24 protein-coding genes are annotated in these 26134 nt (G+C 58.3%); 7 read left to right on the forward strand and 17 right to left on the reverse strand.

The genetic code is table 11. From position 1 onward, the window contains the following. Positions 1-117 precede the first annotated feature (117 nt). Complete coding sequence (dnaE, locus tag AC0KVQ_RS03135) at positions 118-3564, reverse strand: DNA polymerase III subunit alpha (RefSeq protein ID WP_473419662.1); 3447 nt, start codon at positions 3562-3564, stop codon at positions 118-120. A 190-nt stretch (positions 3565-3754) separates the two neighbouring features. Between dnaE and AC0KVQ_RS03140 the strand changes: the two genes are divergently transcribed. Continuing rightward, the gene (locus AC0KVQ_RS03140; RefSeq protein ID WP_473419663.1) at positions 3755-3952 is read left to right on the forward strand and encodes a hypothetical protein; all 198 of its coding nucleotides are present in this window, start codon (positions 3755-3757) and stop codon (positions 3950-3952) included. A gap of 73 nt (positions 3953-4025) precedes the next feature. Here AC0KVQ_RS03140 and AC0KVQ_RS03145 read toward each other — a convergent pair whose 3' ends face one another. From AC0KVQ_RS03145 to AC0KVQ_RS03200, 12 genes are all read right to left on the reverse strand, one after another. Next, entirely contained in the window at positions 4026-4526 is a 501-nt protein-coding gene (locus AC0KVQ_RS03145) for a FixH family protein (protein WP_473419664.1), read from the reverse strand. Positions 4527-4530: 4 nt separating this feature from the next. Then, positions 4531-5964 carry a cytochrome c oxidase accessory protein CcoG gene (gene ccoG / locus AC0KVQ_RS03150; protein WP_473419753.1) on the reverse strand — a complete coding sequence of 478 codons (1434 nt, stop codon included), beginning with the start codon at positions 5962-5964 and terminating at the stop codon, positions 4531-4533. 67 nt (positions 5965-6031) lie between these two features. Further along, the gene (gene ccoP, locus AC0KVQ_RS03155) at positions 6032-6949 is read right to left on the reverse strand and encodes a cytochrome-c oxidase, cbb3-type subunit III (RefSeq protein ID WP_473419665.1); all 918 of its coding nucleotides are present in this window, start codon (positions 6947-6949) and stop codon (positions 6032-6034) included. A gap of 20 nt (positions 6950-6969) precedes the next feature. Further along, positions 6970-7140, reverse strand: a complete 171-nt coding sequence (locus AC0KVQ_RS03160; RefSeq protein WP_473419666.1) for a cbb3-type cytochrome oxidase subunit 3 — start codon at positions 7138-7140, stop codon at positions 6970-6972. Positions 7141-7145: 5 nt separating this feature from the next. Continuing rightward, positions 7146-7760: a cytochrome-c oxidase, cbb3-type subunit II gene (ccoO, locus tag AC0KVQ_RS03165; RefSeq protein WP_473419667.1), complete on the reverse strand. Its 615-nt coding sequence runs from the start codon at positions 7758-7760 to the stop codon at positions 7146-7148. 17 nt (positions 7761-7777) lie between these two features. Beyond that, complete coding sequence (gene ccoN, locus AC0KVQ_RS03170; protein ID WP_473419668.1) at positions 7778-9202, reverse strand: cytochrome-c oxidase, cbb3-type subunit I; 1425 nt, start codon at positions 9200-9202, stop codon at positions 7778-7780. Positions 9203-9368: 166 nt separating this feature from the next. Beyond that, complete coding sequence (ccoS, locus tag AC0KVQ_RS03175) at positions 9369-9557, reverse strand: cbb3-type cytochrome oxidase assembly protein CcoS (protein ID WP_473419669.1); 189 nt, start codon at positions 9555-9557, stop codon at positions 9369-9371. Next, positions 9557-11956, reverse strand: a complete 2400-nt coding sequence (locus AC0KVQ_RS03180; protein ID WP_473419670.1) for a heavy metal translocating P-type ATPase — start codon at positions 11954-11956, stop codon at positions 9557-9559. Before AC0KVQ_RS03180 ends, ccoS begins: the two co-directional genes overlap by 1 nt. 20 nt (positions 11957-11976) lie before the next feature. Further along, positions 11977-12366, reverse strand: a complete 390-nt coding sequence (locus AC0KVQ_RS03185; RefSeq protein WP_473419671.1) for a VOC family protein — start codon at positions 12364-12366, stop codon at positions 11977-11979. A 13-nt stretch (positions 12367-12379) separates the two neighbouring features. Next, positions 12380-12955 (reverse strand): hypothetical protein, encoded by a 576-nt coding sequence (locus AC0KVQ_RS03190; protein ID WP_473419672.1) that lies wholly within the window; start codon positions 12953-12955, stop codon positions 12380-12382. Positions 12956-12980: 25 nt separating this feature from the next. Then, a complete protein-coding gene (gene lolD, locus AC0KVQ_RS03195; RefSeq protein WP_473419673.1) occupies positions 12981-13658 on the reverse strand; it encodes a lipoprotein-releasing ABC transporter ATP-binding protein LolD in 678 nt (225 codons plus the stop codon). Further along, entirely contained in the window at positions 13651-14886 is a 1236-nt protein-coding gene (locus AC0KVQ_RS03200) for a lipoprotein-releasing ABC transporter permease subunit (RefSeq protein WP_473419674.1), read from the reverse strand. Before AC0KVQ_RS03200 ends, lolD begins: the two co-directional genes overlap by 8 nt. 146 nt (positions 14887-15032) lie before the next feature. Here AC0KVQ_RS03200 and AC0KVQ_RS03205 point away from each other — a divergent pair, with 146 nt between their 5' ends. From AC0KVQ_RS03205 to AC0KVQ_RS03215, 3 genes are read left to right on the forward strand one after another with little or no spacing between them, the layout of a single operon-like run. Next, complete coding sequence (locus AC0KVQ_RS03205; protein WP_473419675.1) at positions 15033-16031, forward strand: hypothetical protein; 999 nt, start codon at positions 15033-15035, stop codon at positions 16029-16031. 43 nt (positions 16032-16074) lie between these two features. Continuing rightward, the gene (gene recJ / locus AC0KVQ_RS03210) at positions 16075-17760 is read left to right on the forward strand and encodes a single-stranded-DNA-specific exonuclease RecJ (protein ID WP_473419676.1); all 1686 of its coding nucleotides are present in this window, start codon (positions 16075-16077) and stop codon (positions 17758-17760) included. Between the two features lie 57 nt (positions 17761-17817). Next, entirely contained in the window at positions 17818-18342 is a 525-nt protein-coding gene (locus tag AC0KVQ_RS03215) for a macro domain-containing protein (RefSeq protein ID WP_473419677.1), read from the forward strand. 27 nt (positions 18343-18369) lie between these two features. Here the strand turns inward: AC0KVQ_RS03215 and AC0KVQ_RS03220 are convergent, their stop codons facing one another. Next, entirely contained in the window at positions 18370-19380 is a 1011-nt protein-coding gene (locus AC0KVQ_RS03220; RefSeq protein ID WP_473419678.1) for a C40 family peptidase, read from the reverse strand. An 80-nt stretch (positions 19381-19460) separates the two neighbouring features. Between AC0KVQ_RS03220 and AC0KVQ_RS03225 the strand changes: the two genes are divergently transcribed. Further along, positions 19461-21152 (forward strand): ABC1 kinase family protein, encoded by a 1692-nt coding sequence (locus tag AC0KVQ_RS03225; protein WP_473419679.1) that lies wholly within the window; start codon positions 19461-19463, stop codon positions 21150-21152. A 19-nt stretch (positions 21153-21171) separates the two neighbouring features. Here the strand turns inward: AC0KVQ_RS03225 and AC0KVQ_RS03230 are convergent, their stop codons facing one another. Continuing rightward, positions 21172-21567 (reverse strand): YkgJ family cysteine cluster protein, encoded by a 396-nt coding sequence (locus AC0KVQ_RS03230; protein ID WP_473419680.1) that lies wholly within the window; start codon positions 21565-21567, stop codon positions 21172-21174. A 200-nt stretch (positions 21568-21767) separates the two neighbouring features. On the opposite strand from AC0KVQ_RS03230, the gene AC0KVQ_RS03235 reads away from it, so the two are divergent. Beyond that, positions 21768-22640, forward strand: coding sequence for an HDOD domain-containing protein (locus tag AC0KVQ_RS03235; protein ID WP_473419681.1), 873 nt, complete (start codon positions 21768-21770; stop codon positions 22638-22640). Between the two features lie 225 nt (positions 22641-22865). Then, positions 22866-24167 carry an HD-GYP domain-containing protein gene (locus tag AC0KVQ_RS03240; protein WP_473419682.1) on the forward strand — a complete coding sequence of 434 codons (1302 nt, stop codon included), beginning with the start codon at positions 22866-22868 and terminating at the stop codon, positions 24165-24167. Here AC0KVQ_RS03240 and AC0KVQ_RS03245 read toward each other — a convergent pair whose 3' ends face one another. Both AC0KVQ_RS03245 and AC0KVQ_RS03250 read right to left on the reverse strand, forming a co-directional pair. Beyond that, on the reverse strand, positions 24168-24797 hold the full coding sequence (locus AC0KVQ_RS03245) for a response regulator (protein WP_473419683.1): 630 nt from the start codon (positions 24795-24797) through the stop codon (positions 24168-24170). Beyond that, positions 24790-25986 carry a PAS domain-containing sensor histidine kinase gene (locus AC0KVQ_RS03250; RefSeq protein ID WP_473419684.1) on the reverse strand — a complete coding sequence of 399 codons (1197 nt, stop codon included), beginning with the start codon at positions 25984-25986 and terminating at the stop codon, positions 24790-24792. The genes AC0KVQ_RS03245 and AC0KVQ_RS03250 overlap by 8 nt, the downstream gene beginning before the upstream one ends. Positions 25987-26134 lie beyond the last annotated feature (148 nt).

A 26134-nucleotide genomic window follows, 5' to 3' on the forward strand; every position in this document is an offset into this window, starting at 1 on the left:
TATTGCGCTGCACTAAATTTGTCATTGATTTTACTACATTTTTTATTGGCATGTTTTGCGATGAATGCAAAAGGGGTGCCGACCAACGGCGCCCCCTTCTATGCTTTGAATGACAATTCAATACCGCACTGCAACATGTTCGTCGCCTAGTTGGTTTTTGAGCGAAATCAATAAATCATCATGTAGTGTGACGCGCCATTGCTCACCCAGCCTCAGCAGGCATTTGGCATTCTGGTTGCGATAATCAATATCAATTGCACAGGATCCGCCATTCCAGTTGGCCAGCATTTCACGCAGCCTGTCGAGCTGGATTGGTGTTGTGATCCGCAGATGAAGTGCCTGCGCATAAAGGCTCTTGGCTTCCGCGACGTTGTAGATCCTGTCGGCAATCACTCTTACTCCGCCGCCGCCAAAACGATCCTCGCTGATCTTGCCTTCAATCACCAGCAGTTCATCTTCCTTGAGCTTGGTTCGGTTGGCTTCAAATACCTCGCTGTAAACGGCGACTTCCTGCCTGGCGTTACCATCGTCCAATTGCACGAAAGCCATGCGGCCGCGCTCGCCATTCTTGACCCGAAGCGCCGACACGATGCCGGCGATGGTCTGAGGTTCGCGCCTGGGTTCCAGCCGATCAAGACGGGTTTTGATAAAACGCTTGATGACATCCGCGTGCGCGGCAAATGGATGGCCGGACAGGAAAAAGCCGATGGCGGTTTTCTCTTCGGCCAGCTTGACGCGTTCATCCCAGCGCGGTACCTCGATGATCTCCACGCTCGGTGCGGCCGCCGGTTCCAGCATGTCGAAAAGGCCAATCTGGTTGGCGTTGGCGGCTTCAGTCTCGGCCAGCGACATGGCTTGTTCGACGTTGGCCAGCAAGCGGGCACGATGATCGTCGATGCTGTCGAAGGCGCCACCGCGAATCAGAGCTTCGATCACGCGCCGGTTGACTTCCTTCTTGTCGGTGCGGCGGCAGAAATCGTACAGATCCTTGAATGGGCCATCTTTTTCCCGTTGGGCCACGATCATCTCGACCGCGCTTTCCCCTACGCCCTTGATGGCGCCGAGCGCGTAGCGGATTTCCTTCCTGGATACCGGTACGAAGCGATAGAAGCTGGCGTTGACATCGGGCGGCAGAATGGTCAGCCCGTTGTTGTCGATGCAGTCATCGTAGAAAACCTTGAGCTGATCGGTATCATTCAATTCCGTCGACATGGTGGCGGCCATGTACGAGGAGCAGTGATGCGCTTTCAGCCAGGCGGTGTGATACGCCACCAGGGCATACGCAGCCGCGTGCGATTTGTTGAAGCCGTAGCCGGCGAATTTCTCCATGTAGTCGAAGATTTCGTTTGCCTTGGCTTCGTCGATATTCTTTTCGGCCGCGCCTTTCACGAACATGGCGCGCTGTGCGACCATTTCCTCGACTTTTTTCTTGCCCATGGCCCGGCGCAGCAAGTCTGCGCCGCCGAGCGAGTAGCCGCCGCAGACCTGCGCGGCCTGCATCACTTGTTCCTGATACACCATGATGCCGTAGGTTGGTGCCAGTACGGGTTCCAGCAGCGGATGCAGGTATTCGAAGCGTTCGCCATGCATGCGGTGGATAAAGTCCGGAATCAGATCCATCGGGCCGGGGCGGTAGAGCGCTACGAAGGCGATAATTTCTTCAAACTGTTTCGGCTTGGCTTCAACCAGCATCTTTTTCATGCCGGTGGATTCAAACTGGAATACGGCGGTGGTATTGCCGGAGGCAAACACCTTGTATGCCGGGGCATCATCGAGCGGCAGCTTGGCTACGTCGATGTCCTCGCCAGTGACCTGCTTGATATAGCGTTGCGAGAGCTCAATGATGGTCAGGTTGCGCAAGCCCAAGAAGTCGAACTTCACCAGGCCGACCTGTTCAACATCGTCCTTGTCGAGCATGGACACCGGCGAGGCTTCTTCACCGCTGGCCTGGTACACCGGGCAGAAATCGGTGATCTTGCCCGGTGCGATCAGGACGCCCCCGGCGTGCATGCCGATGCCGCGTGTCAGATCTTCCAGCTTGGTTGCCAGTTCGATCAGTTCGCCGGCATCCTCGGCCTCGATCAATTCCTTGATCTGTGGCTCCATTTCCATGGCTTTTTCCAGTGAAACCGGTTTGTTGGCTTCCAGAGGAATCAGCTTGGACAATCGGTCGCACAGGCCAAACGGCAGATCGAGCACGCGACCCACGTCGCGGATCACGGCCTTGGATGACATGGTGCCGAAGGTGGCGATCTGGCTGACGGCCTCTTCGCCATATTTCTGGCGCGTGTATTCGATCACGCGCCAGCGGTTTTCCTGGCAGAAGTCCACGTCGAAGTCGGGCATGGATACCCGTTCCGGGTTCAGGAAACGCTCGAACAGCAAAGCATATTTGAGCGGATCCAGATCGGTAATCTTGAGCGAATAGGCAACCAGCGAACCCGCACCGGAACCCCGGCCAGGGCCGACCGGGCAGCCGTTGTTTTTGCCCCAGTTGATAAAGTCCGCCACGATCAGGAAGTAGCCGGGAAAGCCCATCTTGATGATCGTGTCGCATTCGAATTTGAGCCGGGCCTCGTAAACCGGGCGCTGTTTTTCGCGCTCGGCTTCATCGGGGTAGAGGTGGCTCAGGCGTTCTTCCAGCCCGCGCTTGGCTTCAAAGACCAGAAAGTCATCCAGCGACATGCCGTCTGGCGTTGGAAAAAGCGGCAGGTAGTTCTTGCCCAGAACAATGCTGACATTGCAGCGTCTGGCAATTTCAACCGTGTTGGTGAGCGCCTCGGGAATATCGTGGAACAGTTCGGCCATTTCATCGGCCGATTTGAAATACTGCTCTTCGGTGAAACGGCGCGGTCGGCGCTTGTCGGCCAGGACGTAACCATCCGCAATGCAGGTTCTGGCTTCGTGGGCCTGGAAGTCATCGCGGTCCATGAACTGGACCGGATGCGTGGCAACCACGGGCAGGTCGAATTCCTGCGCCAGCTCAAGGTGACCCGCGATGCTGGTTTCGCATTCGTTCTGACCGGTGCGCTGCAGTTCCAGATAGAAATTGCCCGGGAACTGTGTTGCCCACCATTGCGCGGCTTCGCGCGCAGCTTGCTGGTTGTTGTTCAGCAAGGCCAGGCCGATCTCACCCAGATGCGCGCCAGACAGGCACAGCAGATCGGCATTGCTGGCTTCTGCGATCCACTCCTTGCGGATTTCGGCACGGCCGCGATGCTGATTGGTCCGAAAAGCGCGGGTGAGCAACTCGCACAGCCGCCCGTAACCGGCGCGGTTGCGCGCAATCAGCAGGGTGCGGAAGGCCTTGTCCGGATCTTCTTCATTGCTGATCCAGGCATCGATGCCCATGATCGGCTTGATGCCAACTTCACGGCAGGCCTTGTAATGCTTGACCATGCCAAACAGGCTCATCAGATCGGAAATGCCCAGCGCCGGCATCTTCTGTTCCTTGGCTCGGCACACGGCGTCATGGTATTTGGGTTTTTCGCTGACCCGCACGATACCGTCGGTGACGGAAAACTCGGAATGCAGGCGCAGATGGATAAAGGCAGGAGTATTCATGGCGTGATTTTACCACCGGTGCACAGGCAAGGCGGCATCAGCGCCATGTTACGTCTATCGGCTCGCCTGGGGCTTGCAGGAACTGTTGCCGGGGAGGGCTTCCAAACTGGAAGAAGAGGTTCCCGTATCGAGAGTGCGCAGGTCGTGGCCGGGAGGTGTGGCGCCAAGACTGCGCGATGGGGAGGCAACCATGGATGCCAATATTCGCCGTCTGGTCAATGATGCAACATCCCTGCAGGTACGCGAGGCGGCAGCATTGGCCCCTGCAGCGAGTGTCACCGGACAGTTGCGTTCGGGCATGCCGAACCTGCCGGCAAAGACCGCGCCGCGCACCCGGTCGCAGGGTAATCCATCTCATCTGGGTAATGCTATTGATGAGTGGGTGTAGGCGCCGGTTACCCTCTTGCTGCGCGTTACCCCGCTGACGGCTTCACGCGACAGCGCGTAATCAGGTACCGGGTTCAGGAGGCTGGCGTGAGTGTCAGCACCTGGTCGCGCTGCAATTTCCACTCGCCGCGCAGGCGCCATTTTCCGGCAGAGTCGGCTATTTCAATCAGCCAGTTTGGTTGCTCCAGCGCACGGGGCAGGGTGGCTGTGCGCAATTGTGGTCCGAGTGCCTGCAGCGTAGCCGTTTGATCCAGGCCGGCGCGGGTGGGGTGCATCAGCTTGATCTGCAATGTATCGGTCACTGGCTGATCAAACAGGATGCGCAGAGTGCGATGATCCTGTGCCAGCATGAGTTGTGCTTTCAGGCCGAGACTGGCGGCCGCCTGATCACGTTGCAGATCCTGGTTGATTTCATTGCCGCGCTTGTAATAGTCATCCGTCACCAGTCCGTCATCGGTGCGCAGCGCGATCCAGAGTGTAATGATTCCGCCGATGACTGCGCTTGCCGGCAGGGCGATCAACAGCCAGACGAAAGGATGGCGATACCAGGGTTGGGTGTGGGATACCGGGTGCATGGTGCTATCGTCCGTAGAAACTGGTTTTGGCTTCGGTTCGAGTACTCGGGTCATCGACTGCAATGGCGATGATCCTGATCGGATGGCTGCCCGAGGTTGCATTGTCTGGTTCCGTCTGCAGGCGAACGCCGATGTCGGCCATTCCGGCTGCTTCCACTTTGATGCGTTCGCCGTCGCGGGTAACAACCTTGAGGCCGGGCAGACCTTCGGCCCGCAGTGTGAATTCGCGGGCGGTTTCCGTGGCGTTTTGCAGTTTCAGGCGATAACTGTTTTCGATCATGCCCTCGGTGGTCTCGCGCGAGAGTGTGCCGCGGTCACGACTGACATCCAGTTTGAGCGGCTGGCGCAGCGCCAGCGAAACGATGGTGGCGAGTGTTACCAGCAACAGCACGCCGCTGTAGAGCAATACGCGCGGCCGCCGGATATGCGCCCAGAAATCGCTTTCCGCATAATCATGCCTGAGCGCGCTCTCGGTGGTGTAGCGCACCAGTCCGCGCGGCTTGCCGATCTTGTCCATGACTTCATCGCAGGCATCGATGCAGGCGGCACAGCCGATGCACTCGTACTGCAATCCGTTGCGGATGTCGATGCCGGTCGGGCAAACCTGTACGCACATGGTGCAATCGATACAGTCGCCGAGCTGGTCGTTCGATTGATTTTTGCGCCGTGCGCCGCGTGGCTCGCCGCGTTCGCTGTCGTAAGAAATGATCAGGGTATCGGCATCGAACATTGCACTCTGGAAGCGCGCATACGGACACATGTATTTGCATACCTGTTCGCGCAGCCAGCCGGCGTTGCCATAAGTGGCAAAACCGTAGAACAGAATCCAGAAGGTTTCCCACGGGCCGAGACCGGCATTCCAGACTTCACCCCACAAGGTGCGGATCGGCGTGAAGAAGCCAACGAAAGTGAAGCCGGTCCATAGCGAAAAAATCAGCCAGATGCAGTGCTTGATGGTTTTCAGGCGCAACTTGTGCGCGTCCAGCGGGCTATTGTCCAGCTTGATGCGCGCAGCGCGGTCGCCCTCCACCCATTTTTCGATCCAGAGGAATATCTCGGTATAGACGGTTTGCGGGCAGGCATAGCCGCACCACAACCGGCCGCCGATGCTGGTCCAGACGAACAGCCCCAGGGCCGAGATCAGCAGCAGCGCAGTGAGATAGATGAAATCCTGCGGAAAAAACACCAGCCAGAAAATGTAGAACTTGTCCTCGGCCAGATCGAACAGCAAAGCCTGGCGGCCATTGATGTTCAGCCACGGCATGCCGTAGAAGAATAGCTGCGTGGCGATCACGAATACGATACGCCACTTGTTGAACAGGCCGTTTACCCAGCGCGGGTAGACCTTGCGATGTTTGGCGTAGAGTTTTATTTCTTCGAATTCGCCCTGATCGTTGACGGTATTGACCGGGATGTCTTCCAGCTTGGACTTTTTCATCATGGCCGCTCCGGGCAGAGAGGAAACGGGCGGCTAGACCGCCCGTTGATCGTGCAGTGAACTACGGTTACTTCCCGGCAGCCTGACCTTGCGACAGACCGTACACGTAGGAAGTCAGCAGGTGGACCTTGGCGTCACCCAGGAAGGCTTGCCAGTTCGGCATCACATTGTCGCGACCATTGGTGATGGTCTCGATGATGGTGGTTTCCGCGCTGCCATATAGCCAGACATTGTCGGTCAGGTTGGGGGCGCCGATATCCTGGTTACCCTTGCCCTCGGCGCCGTGACAGGCCACGCAGACCTGCTGGTAGGTGGATGCACCGCGTTGCGCACGCAGCTCGTTGTGCTTGCGCCCGGCCAACTGCAACACATAGTTGGCCACATCCTTGACCTTCTCTTCGCCAAACGCAGCGCCGAACGCCGGCATCATGCCCTGACGGCCCTTGTTGAGCGTCTCCTTGATCTTTTCCGGGCTGCCACCGTAGAGCCAGTCGTTGTCGGTCAGGTTCGGAAAGCCCTTGGCGCCTTCTGCAGTAGCACCGTGACATTGCATGCAGTAGGTGAGGTAAAGTCGCTGCCCCATTTCCTTGGCGGCGGGATCCTTGGCGACATCGGCCACAGGCATGGCCAGGTATTTGTCGTAGAGCGGGCCATACTGATCCTGCGCCAGCTTCACTTCTTCCTGATGCTGGCCAACGGCTGTCCAGCCGCGTGCATTACCAAAGGCAACCAGACCCGGATAGAGAAAAAGATACCCCAGGCCGAAGACGATGGTCAGGTAGAACATCGCTACCCACCAGCCGGGTAGCGGATTGTTGTATTCAGCCAGGTCGCCATCCCAGGTGTGACCCATCAGTTCGGCCTTTTCGCCTTTCTTGATGCGAACCACGCTGTTGGTCTTGAGCAGCAGGGCTACGCCGATGATCGAGACGATGACGACGATGGCAATGTAAAAGCCCCAGAAATTGCTGGAGAAGTCGGTCATGTTGTTGTGCTCCGCCAGATTCAGTGTTGTTGGTTGCCGGTACCGGGCCGGTCATCTTCCCGCAGCGGGATCATGGCCGCTTCATCGAAGCGGCTGCGTGCCGGTTTGCTCCAGGCCCAGAAGCAGATAGCCACAAAGCAGACAAATCCCACTACCGTGAGCACGGCGCGTGCATCATTGAGCCAGTCCATGCTGCTTACCTCTTGTCTTTCAGTGCCAGACCCAGCCCCTGCAGGTAGGCAATCATGGCATCCATCTCGGTCTTGCCATCGGCTGCCTTTACCGCACCGGCGATGTCGGCATCGGTATATGGCACACCTACCTTGCGCAAGGCCTGCATGCGGGCCGGGATACCGGCAGCATCAACCTTGTTGGCGGCCAGCCACGGGAAGGCCGGCATATTGGAATCCGGCACCACATCGCGCGGGTTCATCAAATGTGCCTTGTGCCAGGTATCCGAATAACGGCCGCCGACGCGTGCCAGATCCGGGCCGGTACGCTTGGAACCCCACTGGAATGGATGGTCATAGACCGATTCACCTGCAACCGAATAATGGCCATAGCGCTCAGTCTCGGCGCGGAACGGACGGATCATCTGCGAGTGACAGTTGTAGCAGCCTTCGCGCACATAGATGTCGCGCCCGGCCAGTTGCAGGGCGTTATAGGGTTTGACCCCCTCCACCGGCTGGGTGACGGATTTGGAGAACATCAGCGGCAGGATTTCCACCATCATTGCCACACTGACGGTCAGAAGGGTCAAAACGATCAGCCAGAAGACGTTTTCTTCAATCAGTTTCTGAATCTTGTCCATGTCTTGGTCTCCGGGCCTCAGGCGTGGGCAGCTACGGCTGGAATCGGGGCGTTGACTGCCTTGCCTTCCAGTGCAGTACGCAGCATGTTGTACAGCATCAAGCCCATGCCGCTCAGGTAGCACACACCACCGAGGAAGCGGATGAAATAGTACGGATAGGTTGCCTTGATCGAGTCGATGAAGGCATAGGTGAGCGTGCCGTCATTGTTCACGGCGCGCCACATCTGGCCCTGCATCACGCCCGAGATCCACATCGAGGCGATATAGAGCACGATACCGATGGTGGCGATCCAGAAGTGTGCGGTAACCAGTTTCACGCTCCACATCTTTTCCTGACCAAACAGACGCGGGATCAGGTAATAGAGCGAGCCAATGGTGATCATGCCGACCCAGCCCAGCGCGCCGGAGTGCACGTGGCCGATGGTCCAGTCGGTGTAGTGGGAGAGCGCATTCACGGTCTTGATCGACATCATCGGGCCTTCGAAGGTCGACATGCCATAGAACGACAGGGCGCACACCAGGAACTTCAGGATCGGATCATCACGCAGTTTGTGCCAGGCACCCGAGAGCGTCATGATGCCGTTGATCATGCCGCCCCAGCTGGGTGCCAGCAGGATCAGCGAGAACACCATACCCAGCGACTGGGTCCAGTCAGGCAGCGCCGTGTAGTGCAGATGGTGCGGGCCGGCCCACATGTAAGTGAAGATCAGCGCCCAGAAGTGCACCACCGACAAACGATACGAGTAAACCGGGCGCTCGGCCTGCTTGGGAACGAAGTAGTACATCATGCCGAGGAAGCCGGCGGTCAGGAAAAAGCCCACGGCATTGTGGCCATACCACCACTGCACCATGGCATCAATCGCCCCGGCGTAGACCGAATAGGATTTTGTCAGTGTGACCGGAATGGCCATGCTGTTGACCACATGCAGCAGGGCGACGGCCAGAATGAATGCGCCATAGAACCAGTTGGCCACATAGATGTGCTTGATCTTGCGTTTGGCGATGGTGCCAAAGAACACCACGGCATAAGCAACCCAGACTGCCGTGATCAGCAGATCGATCGGCCATTCCAGTTCGGCGTATTCCTTGCCTGTGGTCAGCCCCAGCGGCAGGGTAACGGCTGCCAGCACGATGACTGCCTGCCAGCCCCAGAAGGTGAAGGCTGCCAGCTTGTCGCAGAACAGCCGCACGTTACAGGTGCGCTGGACCACGTAATACGATGTGGCGAACAAGCCGCAGCCGCCAAAGGCAAAGATCACCGCATTAGTGTGCAGCGGGCGCAGTCGGCCGAAATGCAGGTAGGGCCCGAAATTGAGTTCGGGCCAATACATCTGGGCGGCGATGATCACGCCGACCAGCATGCCGACAATGCCCCAGATCACGGTCATCACGGCAAATTGCCGCACTACCGTGTAGTTATAGGTTGTGGCCTGGTTATCCATGAGAGATGTGCTCCGGTTATCTCCAAAGAACCTTGAATCCCAGCTGTTGTCGTACGCAAGCACGCACTACTTACTATAGCTGGTCGGTATTGATTGCCCGGTTGGGTTTTTGAGTTGCTTTTTTCAGTATCGGGCAGACGGGCGGATTTTAGCGCGCCGCGCGCAGTCAGTCAGGATTTTTTTTCTCATTCTCATCTAGCGTGTCGGCTTTGCCACGGTCGTCGTCGTGCAGAATGCGCCAAGCCGGGCCTTCCAGATCATCAAATTGCCCGCTTTTGGTAGCCCACCAGAAAATCAGGCCGATCAGGAAGGCAAGTAATACCGATAGCGGAATCAGCAGGTAAAGGCTTTCCATCAGTTTTCTTCCAGGCGCGTGATACGCAGCGCGTTGAGGACAACCAGCAAGGAACTGGCCGCCATGCCCAAACTGGCAAGCCAGGGCGTGACATAACCGCCCACGGCCAGCGGCAGCGCGATGGCGTTGTAGGACAATGCCCAGATCAGGTTCTGACGAATTATCCGGCGGGTAAAGCGTGCAACACGCACAGCCGCTGGCAGATGGGCCAGCTGGTTGCCCAACAAAACCATGTCGCCGGCAGCATGTGCCACATCGACCCCGCTCCCCATGGCCATCGATACATTGGCGGTTGCCAGTACCGGCGCATCATTCACGCCGTCGCCTACCATCAGCACAATCCGGCCGGATTGCTGCAGGCTAGCAAGGTGCGTGAGTTTGTCTTCCGGCGTGGCCGCTGCACGGAAATCCGTAATGCCGATGGCCTGTGCGATGCGGGCCACCGTTTCGGGCTGGTCGCCGGACAGGATGTGGCTGGCAATCCCGTGCATCTGCAGCCCTGCCACGGCAGCCGTGCTGTCAGCCCGGATGGTATCGGCGATGCAGAAACCGGCCAGCCACTGCTGGCGCGAGGCCAGGTAAAGCCAGTCCGCAGCGATTCCCTCTGGCGGCGGGCTGCCACAAAAAGTCTTGATAAAGGCCGGATTGCCGATCGCATATTCGTCGCCATTGATCCAGCCGCTGATGCCGCTTCCCGGATGCAGCCGGGCATTTTGGGCGGCGGCCACGCCCGGCAGCTGAAAAGCCTGTGCCAGCGGGTGGGCTGATGTGGCTTCCAGAGCCCCAGCCAGCTCCCGCGCCCGGTTTTCATTGCCACTGAACGTTGCAATCGCCGTGATGCAGGGCCGGCCCTCGGTCAGCGTGCCGGTTTTGTCGAAGACCGCATCGGTGATGCGTGCCAGCGTTTCCAGTGCATGCCCCTTGGTGACCAGAATGCTCAGCCGTGCCAGTCTTCCGGTCGCGGCTATCAGGGCGGCGGGGGTTGCGAGCGAGAGTGCGCACGGGCAGGAAATGACCAGCACCGCTACTGTGATTGGTAGTGCCCGGGCAGGATCGAGCTGCTGCCAGCCGATCCAGGTGAGCAGGGCGATTAGTAATAATACTGCAACGAACCAGCCGGCGACCCGGTCGGCCAGTTGAGCCAGGCGAGGCTTTTCGTTCAAGGCGCGATCCAGCAACCGCACGATGGCGGCCAATCGCGTCGCCTCGCCGACTTGCTCAACTTGGACAACCAGTGCGGCGGCCAGATTGACCGAGCCTCCGATAACGTGCTCACCCGACGCGCGCGCCAATCCACGGCTTTCCCCGGTGATCAGCGCTTCACTGACTTCGCTGCTGCCTGATTCAATGATGCCATCGACCGGGATGGTTTCGCCCGGGCGCACCAGGATGCGATCGCCGGCAGCCAGGCTGGTGACGGCGGCTTCGTGCGGTGCATCGTGTGCATCGAGCCGGTGGGCAAAGGCCGGGATCAGCTTGACCAGCCTTTCCGTCGCATCGCCCGCCTTGCGTCGCGCGGCTTCCTCCAGATAGCGGCCGCACAGCAGCAGGAAAACGAACATGCTGACAGAATCGAAGTAAACCTCACCCACGCCAGTAAACGTGGCCCAGCAACTGGCGAAAAAAGCAGCCAGCACGCCAACGCTGACCGGCAGATCCATACCGGCGCGCCTGCGCTTCAGATCCTGCCAGCTGTTGCGAAAGAAGGGCCAGCACGAATACAGCACCACCGGCAAGGTCAGCAGCAGGCTGGCCCAGTTCATCAGCCGGAGCCAGCGGAGTTCGATTTCACCGGCCTCGGCCAGATAAACCGGCACGGCGAACATCATGACCTGCATCATCGAAAGCCCGGCCACCCACAAGCGGAACAGGGCGGCTTTGCGCCGTTTCTGCCAGCCGGCTTCCTCACGCGCCTGATCATAGGGCTGGGCGCGATAACCAATTGCGGCAATCGCTTCCAGGATTTGCGACAGGTGGATACGGTTATCGTCCCAGCGCACCCGGGCGCGATGCGTGCTGTAGTTGATGCTGACCGACAACACGCCGGGCAAGCGACCGATATGCCGCTCGTTCAGCCAGATACAGGCCGCGCAGGTGATGCCTTCAAGCAGCAGCGCTGCTTCGCGGACAGCGCCGGCTTCGATATGGACGAACCCCTGCTGCAGGTCGGTATTGTCATACAGCTGGATTTGTTCGCGCAGTTCTGCCGGTAGCGGTTCGCTGCGGCTGGCTGGCTGATCGCGCTGGGCATAATACTGGCCCAGGCCGCTGTCGATGATGGTCTGCGCGACAGCTTGGCAGCCGGCGCAGCAGGCAGGATGGGTTTGTCCCTGATAGTGGATGGGGTAGTCGGCGCCATCCGGAACAGTATCGCCGCAATGAAAACAGGTCGCATTCATGGCGGCATTGTAGCCTGAACTCAGGCGGTGATTTCGATCCGGTTGCCGTCAGGATCAAGCACTACGCTCTCATAGTAGCCATCGCCGGTGCGGCGCGGGCCATCGAGTACCGGGATGCCGGCCTGTTTCATGGCGGAGGTCAGGGTATCGACGGCGGATTCGCAGCCAAGGGTGATGGCCAGGTGGGTATAACCCAGGCGTTGCGAACCGGGACTGGGTTGATCCAGATCCAGCGTGGTCGAGCGCATCAGCTCAATGCGTGCGCCAGAATCGAAACTCAGGAAGCACGATTCAAAACCTTTGGCGGAGTTGTGATAGCGATTGCCGGCACGAGCGTGAAACCAGTCGGTGTAGAACTGCTGTAGCCGGTCGAGATCGTACGTCCACAGGGCAATGTGTTCGATATGCATGTTCTGAGTCCGGTCAGTCGGCTTTCCTGAAAAGCGCCCAGGGTTCGGATTTACCGAAAACGGGCACGCCCACGATCAGGTCTACATGGTAATCCTGAATGCGTGCCAGGAGCGAATTGTCCTGCGTGGAGGAAAAGTAGACATTGCGCTGCCCTGTACCCAGTCCGAGGCTCGGTACGGACCAGGAGGCTTCATCGATGCGGGTGCAAGCGAGTGTCTGCCTGATGCAGAAGCAACTGGCGAATTCACGCCGGTTGAACGGATTGTCGTCCAGCGTGGCGATCAGGGTGGAAAATGCATCGCCGCTCTGATCCAGACGCCGGGTAAAAATCTCAAGTGATATGCGCTGCACGCTCGCCGGCAGGTTGAGAATTGCCGCGAGCTGGGTAGATTGCGTCTCGCCGGCGCTGTTCACCAATATGCCCTGATTGTGATAGCTGCCGTTGATTTCCTTGCATTCCGGGCCGAGTGACGCGATGTCGGGCCAGTCCGGCGGATACCCATTCTGCTCGCGCGCAAGCGGCGCATGAACGGCTGCACAGCCAGACAAGGCCAGTGCTGCCAGCAAGAAAGCGAACCGGTATGACATGGGCGCTGCTCCTTGTGATGGCTGGTCAGCTGACAATCCGGCCATCGGCCAGCTTCATGATGCGCCCGCACTGGGCGGCCAGCTCCATGTCGTGCGTTACGATCACAAAGCTGGTACCCAGACTCTGGCTCAATGCCAGCATCTGCTCGAACACGGTCATGGCGGTGTGGCGATCGAGGTTGCCGGTCGGTTCGTCCGCGAGCACACAGGCCGGCCGGGTGACAAGCGCGCGGGCAATGGCGGTGCGCTGGCGCTCGCCGCCGGAAAGCTCGCCCGGCTTGTGCTGCAGGCGGTGCCCCAGACCGACCTGTTCCAGCATGGTGGCCGCCTGCGCCAGTGCCTCGGCCTTGGCCATGCGCCGGATCAAGAGCGGCATGGCGACGTTTTCCTGCGCGGTGAATTCGGGCAGCAGGTGGTGGAACTGATAGACGAATCCCAGATGCTGATTGCGCAACAGGCTGCGTTCGGCCTCGTTGAGCGCAAACGGATTGCACCCCATCAGCTCGACACTGCCCGCGCTCGGGGTATCGAGCGCACCCAGGCAATGCAGCAGGGTGGATTTGCCCGAGCCGGAGGCGCCGACCACGGCGACGGTTTCGCCGCGCCGCAATTCGAAATCGACATCTTCGAGTACCGGCGTGGTCAGCTTGCCGGCCTGGTAGGTCTTGGCGAGATCGACCGCCTTGAGGATCACATCATTCATAGCGCAGGGCCTCGGCCGGGTTGACGCGGGATGCTTGCCAGCTCGGGAACAGTGTGGCGGTAAAGGCCAGCAGCAGGGCGATCAGGCCGATGCTGGTCACGTCGCTCATCAGGACTTGGGATGGCATTTCGCTGATCAGATAAACATCGGCCGGCAGGAAGCGTGTTCCGAAAAACTGCTCGATTGCCGGCACGATCACGTTCAGGTTGATGGCAATCAGCGTACCGCCGATCACGCCCGAGAGCGTGCCGATGCAGCCGGAAACGGCACCCTGCACCATGAAAATCTTCATGATCGAGCCGGGCGAGGCACCCAGTGTGCGCAGGATGGCGATATCGGCCTGCTTGTCGGTGACTACCATCACCAGCGTCGAGACCAGATTGAACGCAGCCACGGCCACAATCAGGGTCAGGATGATGAACATCATGCGTTTTTCGATTTCCACAGCGCGGAAATAGCTCGGGTTTTCCTGCGTCCAGTCCGAGACATAGAGATCCGGCATCTGTTTGCCCAGTTGCATGCCAACGCTGCGGGCATGATTCAGGTCGTCGAGCTTGAGGCGTATGCCACTGATGGCATCCCCCAGGCGAAACAGCCGCTGGGCATCGTTGATGTGCAGGAGTGCCAGGCCGGAGTCATAAGGATAATATTCGGCACGGAAAATGCCGACGACGGTGAATTGCTTCAGGCGTGGAATCATGCCGGCTGGCGTCACTTGGCCCTGCGGTGTAATCAGGGTGATCTTGTCGCCGACCCGTACACCCAGCTCGTTGGCCAGTTGCCAGCCGATAACCGTACCGAATTCGCCGGCCTGCAGCTGATCCAGGCTGCCAACCACCAGTTTCTGTGCCACTTCGTTGACGCCGCCTTCCTGAGCCGGATCAATGCCCCGCACCAGGGCACCCCTGACCTGTTCGCCATTGGTCAGCAAGCCCTGGCCATGTACGTATGGCGCAACCGCCTGTACCTGCGGTGTGCCGGCAGCGATGCGCGCGACCGGTTGCCAATCATCCAGCATGCCGGTGGCGCCGGTAACCTGAACGTGGGCGGCCATGCCAAGAATGCGGTTGCGAACTTCTTCCTGGAAACCGTTCATGACCGAGAGCACGATGATCAATGCCGCCACGCCCAGTGCGATGCCGACAATCGAAACCATCGAAATGAAAGAGATGAAACTGTTGCGGCGCTTGGCGCGGATATAGCGCAGGCCAATGAGAAGTTCGTACATAATGGGCTTCATAATGCAGAAGCCGCAGTTTAGCATGCGCGGCTGCCTGCACGGATTGCTGCATTGCAGCAAATTGTCTATGCTGACATCAGGTCGAACAGGTAATAGTTGCCTGATAGCGTGTACCTCAACGTAGAATGGTTCCCATGCGCTGCCATCTGATCATTTCACATGCCATCTGGCCCGATGCCGCCGAATCCGCCCGCATCGGCACTGGTTTGCTGTTGCCTGCACTGGCCATGCTGGCCGGGCGCGGACGCCGCGAAACATTTGTACCTGCGCCAACCCGCGATTGGCTGGGCCAATGCTTCGGCCTGGCGGATTTTCCTGCCGCGCCCTTGTTGCTGGCATCGGTAGCTCCGCACGAACAATCCGGTTACTGGTTGCGTGCCGACCCGGTACACCTGGCGATCAACCAGCATGGCGCAGAAATGGCCGACCCGGCAGCATTGGCCATCAGCCAGGACGAAGCCACGCAGCTGCTGGCCGCGCTCAATGCGCAATTTGCAGAGGACGGCCTGCGCTTTGTCGCGGCAGATCCGCAATCGTGGCTGCTTTATGTTGGAAGCAAGCCGGATGTGATGTTTACGCCGCTGGATGCGGTATATGGCTGTACCGTGCATGATCATCTGCCGCATGGCGCGGATGCTGCGCACTGGCACCGCCTGCTCAACGAAATACAGATGCTGCTGCATGGCCACGCCGTCAACGATGCGCGAGCCAATCGCAATCAGTTGCTGATCAACAGCATCTGGCCATGGGGCGGCGGTGAATACCCGCTGCCAGCCAAACTGCCGCGGCCTGCCGGCATTGTTTATGCCGATGATGCCGGACTCAACAGTCTGGCCACCCTGTCCGGCGCCTATACTGGCGGCTGTCCGGCCAGTCTGGACCAGATCGAGGGCAAGGATATCTGGGTCGTACTCGATGATCTGGCCCGACCGGCGCAATGGGGCGATGCTGCTTCCTGGCGCGAAGCCTGGCGTGGGCTGGAACAACACTGGCTGCAGCCGGCCCGTCGCATGTTGTGGCAGGGGACGATGCGCGAATTGCATCTCACCTTGCCAGAAGCCGGGATTACAATAACCGTACGCCGTGCGGATCTTTTGCGGTTGTGGCGGCGCTCCTGGCTGCCCTGGTGTTAAACGCTATGGCAACCCTCACAAGTAATGTTCACAGTTATTGACCATGCCCAAAATTAGAACGCGCAGTGTGCCTGATGCGCTGTTTGCCGCCTTGTGCGGCGCCGGATTTTCTGCGCTGGAGGCTCGCCTCTATGCCGCGCGCGGTATTTGCTCGCGCACAGAGCTCGAACACGAGCTGACCAATCTGCTGCCTTTTGGCTCAATGAAAAACATTGAAGCCGCCGCGGTCCGGTTGGCAGATGCGATTGCGCGCAAGGAGCGCATCCTGATCGTCGGTGATTACGATGCCGATGGTGCAACGGCCACCGCTCTGGGTGTGCGCGGCCTCGGCATGTTTGGCGCAAGCGTTGACTTTCTGGTGCCCAACCGCTTCGAGTACGGTTACGGCCTGACGCCGGAGATCGTGCAACTGGCCGCCACGCGTGGCCCCGATCTGTTGCTGACGGTCGATAACGGCATTGCCAGTGTCGAGGGCGTGGCGATGGCAAGACGACTGGGGCTGGATGTGCTGATCACCGATCACCATCTGCCTGGCGATAGTTTGCCCGATGCGCTGATCGTGAATCCGAACCAGCCTGGGTGCGGTTTTCCTTCCAAGAATCTGGCTGGCGTCGGCGTGATGTTCTACGTGCTGATGGCGCTGCGGGCCGAATTGCGCCAGCGTGGCGCTTTTGCCCAGGGCAAGGAGCCAAACCTGGCGCAATGGCTGGATCTGGTGGCGCTGGGCACGGTGGCTGACGTGGTCAAACTCGATGCCAACAACCGTATTCTGGTCGAACAGGGACTCAAGCGCATGCGTGCCGGTCGGGCCTGCCCGGGCATCATGGCGCTGTTTGCCGCGGCCGGACGCAGATTTGCCAAGGCGGGCTGTTTCGACCTTGGTTTCACGCTGGGGCCGCGACTCAATGCGGCTGGGCGGCTCGACGATATGGCGCAGGGCATTGCCTGCCTGCTCTGCGATAGCGAAGCTGCCGCGCTGCCCTTGGCGCGCGAACTGGATCTGCTCAACCGGGAGCGGCGCGAGATCGAGGCCGGCATGCGTGAAGAGGCCGATGTCATCCTCGCCGGCCTGCAGGTCGAGCGCAACTACAGCCTCTGCCTGTACCGTGCCGACTGGCATCAGGGCGTGGTCGGGATTCTTGCCTCGCGCGTGAAGGACAAATTCCATCGTCCCACGCTGGTGTTTGCCGATGGTGGCGATGGACTGATCAAGGGATCGGGGCGCTCGATTGCCGGCCTGCACTTGCGTGATGCGCTCGATCTCGTTTCCAAGCGCTCACCAGGCCTGATCCTGCGTTTCGGCGGCCATGCGGCGGCGGCAGGTTTGACCCTGCGCGAGGCCGATTTCCCGCTGTTTGCTACCGCTTTCGAGGCGGTATGCCAGGAGTTGCTGAGCGAGGCGCACCTGGACCGGGTGATCGAAACTGATGGCGAATTGCCAGCAGAAGCATTTGCTCTGGAATTGGCGGAGAAACTTGAGCGGCAGGTCTGGGGCCAGGATTTTCCGCCCCCCTTGTTCCAGGGGCAGTTCCGGGTTATCGAGCAGCGGGTGGTGGGAGAAAAGCATTTGCGCCTGAAACTGGCCAATGCCCATGGCCAGTTACTGGAAGCGATGCGATTCCAGTCTGCCGATCCGCTGCCGGCCCAGATCAGCGCGGTTTACAAGATCGGTGTAAATGAATTTCGCGATGAACGGGTATTACAGTTACAGATCGAATACTGCGAATAGCCGCTGTGGGAAAGTGCGCGGCTATTCCCCTAATTCCGACTTTTTCGGAGGCCTGAAATGAGTGCCATCCTGACGTGCGTGCAAGGCGATCTGATCAAACAGGCGGATTGCGATGCGATTGTGAATGCAGCGAACTCGGCCTTGCTGCCGGGGGCGGGAGTTTGTGGCCGCATCCACGCGGCGGCTGGTCCTGCGCTGGCTGACTACTGTGCCGATCTGGGCGGAATCCCGATCGGTGGTGCCGTGGCCACGCCAGGATTTGCCTTGTCACAGACCTGGGTCGTGCATGCGTGTGGCCCGCGTTATGGATTCGATCATCCGGAAGCCGAGCTGCTGGCCAGTGCCTACCAGAGTGCATTGCGCGTGGCGGATGAAAAACAGGTGCGGCGGGTTGCTTTCCCCGCCATTTCCACCGGGGTATATGGCTATCCGGTGACCGAAGCCGCGCGTGTTGCCATAAAGGCCATCACTGAAATGCTGCCCCGGTTGCAATCGGTCGAGGAAGTTCGGCTGGTGCTCTACGATGCCGTGGCTTATCAGGTGTTCGCTGGCGTATTGCAGCAGCAAAACGGCGGGGGCTGATCTGTTGCGATCATGCCCCGACCGGAGCTAGCTGGTTTTCTTGGTTTTGTTGCTGGCGGTTTTCTTTTTGGCGGTGCTGGTTTTGGCCGCTGTCGCGGTTTTTTTCTTGCTGCCAGTTTTTGCCGCAACCGCAGCTTTGGCTGGCTTTTGCGCTTTCTTGGCTACGCTGGATGATTTGGCCGGTTTGCTGCAGACCGTCGTGGTGACTTTCTTGCCTTTCTGCACCTTGGTCACTTTGCGGCAACTGGCGTTGCTGGCAGGAACTGGCTCGGCGGTGGCTCTGGCCTTTACGCGCGCCGGACGGTTTTCCAGCAGGGCAGCCACATCAATGTTTTCATTATCGAGTTCGCCCATGCGCCGCGCGCCGTCGTAACGCGTGGTCCAGTATTTGTCACCCATATTGGCGACTTCAACGCTCTTGCCGCTGCGGGGAGAGTGGATGAAACGGTTGTCGCCAAGATAGATGCCGACATGCGAGAACTTGCGCTTGAGCGTATTGAAGAACACCAGATCGCCTGGCTTGAGTGCTTCCTTGTCCACATCGTCGCCGACACGGCTCATGCCCAGCGCGGTACGCGGCAGGGCGATATTGAGCGTATTCTCAAATACATACTTGATGAACCCGCTGCAATCAAGGCCGGATTCGGGCGTATTGCCACCCCACTTGTATTTGACGCCGATCAGGCTCATCGCCGACAGCAGCAGATCCTGCGCCGGTGCGTAATCCTTGGCAACTTTGCGCGCCGGTGTGCTGGTTGCCGCCGTGGGGGGGGATTTACTGGCCGGGCGCGAAGCAGGCGTTGAAATATCAGACAGATTTTGCGTGCCGGCAATGGCTGCGGTCGTGACTTCGCTCGCCACTGCCGGGGCAGGGGCGTGCGAGGTTTCCGGGGCAAACAGCAGCTCAGTGATGGCCCGGAGCTTGTTCGAAGGCTTGTTTTCCTGCTTGGCCGGCGCGGAGCCGGTGAGTTCATCGGCGTAGAGGTTAGGGATGGCCAGAACGGCAAGCAGCAAAGCCGTGGTCAATTTCAATTTCATGGGGTTGAACTCTAACGGTGCACCATTGGACTGTAAAGCCTAAAATCAGGGTAACGCTTTTCTCATCGACTGGTTGACGCATGCTCAAGGAAACCTTCATCGTCGTACGCGACCTGCCGCGGGTGCGTGACATCATTGCCGTTCTCGCCCGTCATGGCATGGGTAATCTGGTCCAGCGCCTGGGATTGGCCAAGGGCATCGAGAAGGCGGGTGATCTCCTGCATATCCAGGTCAACCACGAGATCGAGGCCATCGATCCGCAGGTGCGCATGCGCCGCGTGCTCGAAGAGCTTGGGCCAACCTTCATCAAGCTGGGGCAGGTGCTGGCCACGCGCGTGGACATGTTTCCGCCGGAATGGATCGCTGAATTCGAGAAGCTGCAAAGCGATGCACCAGCCACGCCGTTTGTCGATTTGCTGCATGAGGTCCAGGTGGCGCTGGGGCAGGATCCACATGACGTGTTCGACGATCTGGATGCCGAACCGATTGGATCGGCTTCGATTGCCCAGGTGCATCGGGCTCGCCTGAAAACGACCGGCGAGGAAATCGTGCTGAAGATTCGCCGGCCCGGCATCATCCCGAAAATCGAGGCCGATCTGCGTGTACTGCGCCATATCGCTGCGCTGGCAGAGTTCGAGTTTCCCGAGATGCGTCGCTACCAGCCGACCAAGATCGTGGATGAATTTGCCAAATCGTTGCGGCGAGAGCTCAATTTTTCCTCGGAAGCGCGCCATCTGGAACGGTTTGCGCAGAATTTCGCCGACAGCCTGGAAATCGAAATTCCGCGGGTTTACCGCGAATGGACTTCCGAGCGCCTGATCGTATTGAGTTATGTCGGCGGAGTGCCCGGCAATGATCTGCCTGCCGTCGATGCGGCCGGGCTGGATCGGCGCGTGCTGGCGTCACGCGGGGCGGATGCCGTGCTCAAGATGGTGCTGATCGATGGCTACTTTCATGCCGACCCGCATCCGGGTAACGTGAAATACCTGCCGGGAAACCGGCTGGCTTTCCTTGATTTCGGCATGATCGGCCGCTTGCCGCATCCGCGGCGCGACCAGATTGTCGATTTGCTGGCCGCGCTGTCGCAGCGCGATGAGCATGGCATCCTGAATGTCTTGCTGGAATGGACCGGCGATGCCGTGGTGGACGAAGAGAAAATGGCGGCGGATATCGCCGATTTCATCTTCAACTACGAGAGCCTGCCGCTCAAGGATATCCAGTTTGGCACCTTGCTCAACGATATCGTGGCGATTTCGCGCGAACACGAATTGATCCTGCCGGCCGACCTGACCCTGTTGTTCAAGGCGCTGATTTCGCTTGAAGGGCTGGGGCGCCAGCTCGATCCGGAATTCCAGATGGTGCCGCACCTGACGCCATTCGTGAAACAGGTGATCATCTCCCGCTACCATCCGGCCGGCATGCTCAAACGTGGCAAGGTAGGGCTGATGGAAGCGCTGCATGTGCTGTCCGGCGTGCCCAAGGATATCGGTCGGCTGGTCAAGCAGGCGCGGCGCGGCAATATGCGGATCGATCTTGACCTGAAACGGCTCGATCATTTTGGCACGCAGATGGCCCGCAGCGCCAACCGGCTGACCATGGGTATCATCACCGGCGCCATGATGATCGGTTCGGCCATCATTTCCACGGTTAATGCCGGGCCGACCATTCTCGGTATTCCAGTGCTGGGTTTCCTCGGATTCCTGTTTTCTTCGCTGATCACCATCTGGCTGATGTTTGCGATATGGGTATCCGGCAAGCAGGATGAGCGCTGATAGCCCTCTTCCTGCAGGACTATGATCGGGTTCGGAACGCGCAGTAACCCGGGCGCGGACCAATCTGCGGGTGATTGCGACAGGTTGCCGGGCGCTTGTCGTAGAGGGTGCAGCGGCGGGTTTGTGCATCCAGATAGATGCAGTCATGGTTGGCGCGTCGCGCCAGCGTGAAAATGCTGTGCTTGAAATTGAAATGCTCGACGATGCCAGCCTTCATCAGGCGTTTGGCTATCTGCTTGGGCGGCTCGCCCGCTTCGAATTCATCCACCACCCCCATGCGCACCAGATCGGCCAGCCTGACTTCTACCGGCATCGTGCAGCAGGTGGCCATGCATTGCTCGCACAAACCTTGCCGGTATTTCAGCCACGTGCCCAGGCGATTCAGATCGGACAGATGCATGACGGTTTTTTTCATCGGGCGACAGTCAAAAAGACGGATTCTGCCCGCTGGCTGCATTGATTGCCAGTTTCTGGTGATGCACGGGTCAGCGTTTGATCTGAAGCTACCGCTGGTAATTTTTATTGCTGCGTTGCCGCACGAGTTTTTGTCAAATGTTCGATAATTGTAAAAAACCGCAAAAGTGAACAGGCAAAATGCAGGGCGAAAGTAGAACCATGGCAGCAGCATTCCAGGCTGACCTGAAAGGGGACGCGCTCAAGGCGCAGCGTTTCCAGATGCTGGAAGATATCGCGGAGGAACTCTCGGGCGAAGAGGTGGTATTCCCGACCTGCTTCGATGTGGCGCTGCACATTCGCAAAGCACTACAGGATCCGGATATCCCGCTGGGCAAGCTGGTGGCGTTGATCAACATGGAACCGTTGCTGAGTGCCAAGTTATTGCAACTGGCCAATTCCGCAGCCTATAACCCCGGCATCAACGAGGTGCGACACCTGGAGGCAGCCATCCAGCGCCTGGGATTGAATTTGGTGCGCAATACTGCCATGGCGGTAGCGATGGGGCAGATGTTGCGCGCGCGCGAAATGGCGGGTTTTGATGACATGGCCAGAAAACTCTGGCTGCATACCATGCATGCGGCCAGTGCCTGTTATGTGATCGCCCGCCATTTCACGCGTATCAATCCGGAAGAAGCCATGTTCGCCGGGCTGGTGCATGATCTGGGTGCTTTTTACATGCTCTACCGTGCCACGAAATACGACGAATTGCGCGCACGGCCGGAAACGCTCAAATATCTGATCATCCGCTGGCATGAAAGCATCGGGTTGGCAGTTCTGGCTTCGTTGGGGTTGCCCGAAGAAATGGTGGAAGCACTGCGCGATCATGATGTGCTGCGGCCTGTTCCTGCCGCACCCAAAACGCTGCGCGATGTGGTCTATGTTGGCAACCTGATCGCCGGTGGTGTCTACGAATGGGACAAGCACTCTCCAGATGAACAGGATTATGAACGGCCAGAAATGAATGAATGCTACTTGGCTTTGTGCGATGAAATCGAAGCGCGGCGGGCCGAGATGCTGGCTGTTTTCAACTGATATGTAAGAACCTTTTCAAGATCTTGCTGCGAAGCCGTGATCGGGGCTCATGCGCTGCTCAAAATCCTCATGTACTCCTTGTACATTCCGGTTTTTGCGCTGCTTTTCACCCAGCTGACGGTTTCTCGCTACAGATCGTGAACAGGTTTTAAGAAACTTTGCCCTTAACCTTGCTTTACGGCATAGTCGATTCAATCCCAATAATAAGATGACGGAAGAGCCTGCATGGACGAGCGCCACGACGAGCATTACCTGCAAGCCGTGACCAGCATGGGGGATTCGCGCCATGTGGTGACCAACCAGCCGATCTTCGCCGGCAAGGGTATCAAGCTGGTCGAGAAAGGCATTCGGGTCAATTCCACGCTGTTTGAAAAACTGGTCAAGCACAAGCTGATTCCCCAGATCGATCAATGCCTGTCAGTCGAGGATGGCATCACGCAGGATAGCTTGCGCGAAGCAGCGCGCCAGTTGCTCGATCAGGATGCCAACCTTTCCATGCTGTGTCCGCGTGCCGATTATCGCGAGCGCATGCTGCGCGCGTTTTATGCCACGCCGCTGGTGGATGCGCTGGCGTTCAAGCTGACCGTGGCACGTGACCAGCGCCCCGAAGTCTACGAGCATTCGCTGCGGGTGGCGCTGATCGCCCTTTATCTCGCTATCAAAAGTAACCTGTATCAGGATCACCAATTGCCGGCCCTGGCCGCGGCGGCCCTGTTCCATGATCTGGGCATCCTGCATGTGGCGCAAGATCTGCTGCAGCCGGGCAGGCGACTGCAGCCAAACGAGCGCCATTATCTGTATGCGCACCCGGTGATGGCCTACATGATCCTGCGCGAGTATCCGGATTACCACCCGGACATCAGCCGGGCGGTGTTCGAGCATCACGAACGGCTCGATGGCAGTGGTTATCCGCGTGGTATTCAGGGTGAAGAGATTTGCCTTGGCGCGCAGGTGTTGATGCTGGCCGAAGTGGCCAATACCGTGTTCGAGCGCAACCCCAAGACCGAGAGCGTGGCCAAGTTATCCGTCCTGCTGCGACTCAACCAGAAAAAATTCAACCATGAACTCTCCAGCCATCTGATTTCCCTGCTGCGCGATATGCAGCCCGACGCATCGGAAGCCTTCCGCGACCATGCCGCGCCCAGCATGCTGCCGCGCTTGATGCAGGTTGCCGCCGTATTTCAGGATTGGGTGAAGGTCAGCACCACTTATCGTCAGCAGCACCGCCACTCGCAGTCCTCAATCTTTTTTGCCTTGATCGACGAGCGCGTATCGGAGTTGCAGCGAACCCTGCAGGATGCAGGTTGTGATGTTGATCATCCTGCAGCAATGCTGAAAATTCTGGGGGATGATCAGGAATCGCTCAACGAATTGCTGGTGCTGCTGGATGAGACCCGCTGGCAATTGGGCGAAATTCTGCATGAAGTACGCCGCCGCTCACACGAGCCGGCTTTCCAGTCGGATGGCACCCAGGCCATGGTGTTCGATTGGGTAGGGCGTAGCGAACAGGCTCTCAAGGTTGCCTGATCAGCCCAGCTTGTGTTCGAGCACGTAGCGGGTGATTTCAGCATTGGAGTGCAGACCGAGCTTTTCGAGAATGCGCGTGCGGTAGGTGCTTACGGTTTTTACGCTCAGATTCATTTTGTCTGCGATTTTTTTTAGTGGAGTGCCTTGGGTCAATAGCAGCAACACCTCCATTTCTCTGTGAGAGAGATTCTCATGCAAGAGTTTCGTGCCAGTATCCAGCTTGCCTGCAAGCAACTTTTCCGCCAATGTCGAGGAGACATAATGGGCACCCGTGGCTACGGTACGCAATGCCATCAATATCTGGTCCGGTGAGCTGTCCTTGCTCAGATATCCGGAAGCCCCATCATTGATCGCCGGAACAGCAAATTCATCTTCGGAAAAAATGCTGAAGATCAACACTGGCAGGTTGGCGTTTTTGCTTTTAATGCGCTTGAGGGCTTCCAGTCCGTTCAGATCTGGCAGATTGATGTCCAGCAGAATGACATCGCAGCTGACTTTGTTCAATAAGGCAAAAAGCGCTTCCGCTGTTGCTGCTTCTGCAACGACCTGCAGGTCTTCGGTCGAGGCCAGAAACTGCTTCAACCCGCTGCGTACCACGGCATGATCGTCGGCAACGATGACATCAATCATGAGCTTTCCTTTCTGTTTCGCCCTGCAACCAATCCTGTGCCCGGCGCCGCGGATGGGTAGACTCGCCCGAATGGGTTGACTGGCTATCGAGAGGAATCTTCAGGGTGAGGGTGGTGCCGTGGCCAGGCAGGCTATGCACATCAAGGCAGCCCCCAAGGTAGTGGGCACGTTCCTGCATGCCGATCAGGCCAAACGAGCCGGATTTGTGCTGGACATCGGCCTGCATGCCCTGGCCGTTGTCGCTGATTGCAACGATCAGGCTGCCTGCTTCCTTGCATACCTGAATGCTGGCTCGCGTGGCTGCCGCGTGTGTGGCGATATTGGTTAACCCTTCCTGGATAATGCGGAAAACAGCGATGCTGGAAACATCCGAAAGACGTACGTAATCCGGCATCTGAAGTTCGGTGATGATGCCGGTAGTGTTTGAAAACTGCTGAACATACCAGCGGATCGTGGCCATGAGGCCCAAGGTGTCCAGCATGGCTGGACGCAAATTGGTCGAAATGCGTTTCACCACGTCCAGAGCTGTTTGAATTTGACCCACCAGTTCGCTGAACTTGGGTCGCAGTGATTGGGGGGCGGTCACTTTTTCTGCTGTAATGGTCAGGTCAAGCTTGAACATGGTCAGCAGGGCACCGAGCTCATCATGCAGCTCACGGGCAATCATCGCACTTTGTTCCTCGCGGACCTTTTCCATATGCGCGCCGAGTTGCTTTAATTGTTTGGCGGTTCGATGCAGTGTTTCTTCTGTGCGTCGGCGTTCGGTGATGTCCTCATGCATGATGAGTAGCTTGCCGGGGTTGTCGCCAGGCAGGCGTGAAACTCGCGAGATAAACCAGTGTGAGCCCCCATCTGAATGGCATTCATACTCGAACGAAAAGGATCCGCATTCTTTAGTCAGCAGCTTTTGCATGTCCTGCTGGATAGGATTTTCTGGATTCCGTATCAAAGAAGATGTGAATTCGAGTGATGCCGGACATTGTCGGCATTTGTCGGTATGAATGGCCTTTTCACATGAACTTGTACTGAATTCACGCCAGACTTTATTGGCGAACAGGATATGGCCACCTTCATCGATCACACACATTCGGGGATGCAGTGCGTCGAGCACGGCAAGAGCCAACTCCCCATCACTGGGCAAACCGTCGACTCTGGTAGCGGAAGGGCCGCAATTATCATATTGCATCATGTCTTGGACTTCCCCGCTTCAACCACGATAAGCCTTTGAACTGACTATCTATCAAGCATAGTTGCCAGGAGATTTTTTTCACGGATCACACCGACGAACAGGTGCAGCGGGTTAGCAGATTGCAAACGTACCTGCATGTGCCATGATG

This window comes from Formivibrio sp. oc-25 (genome assembly GCF_055810895.1).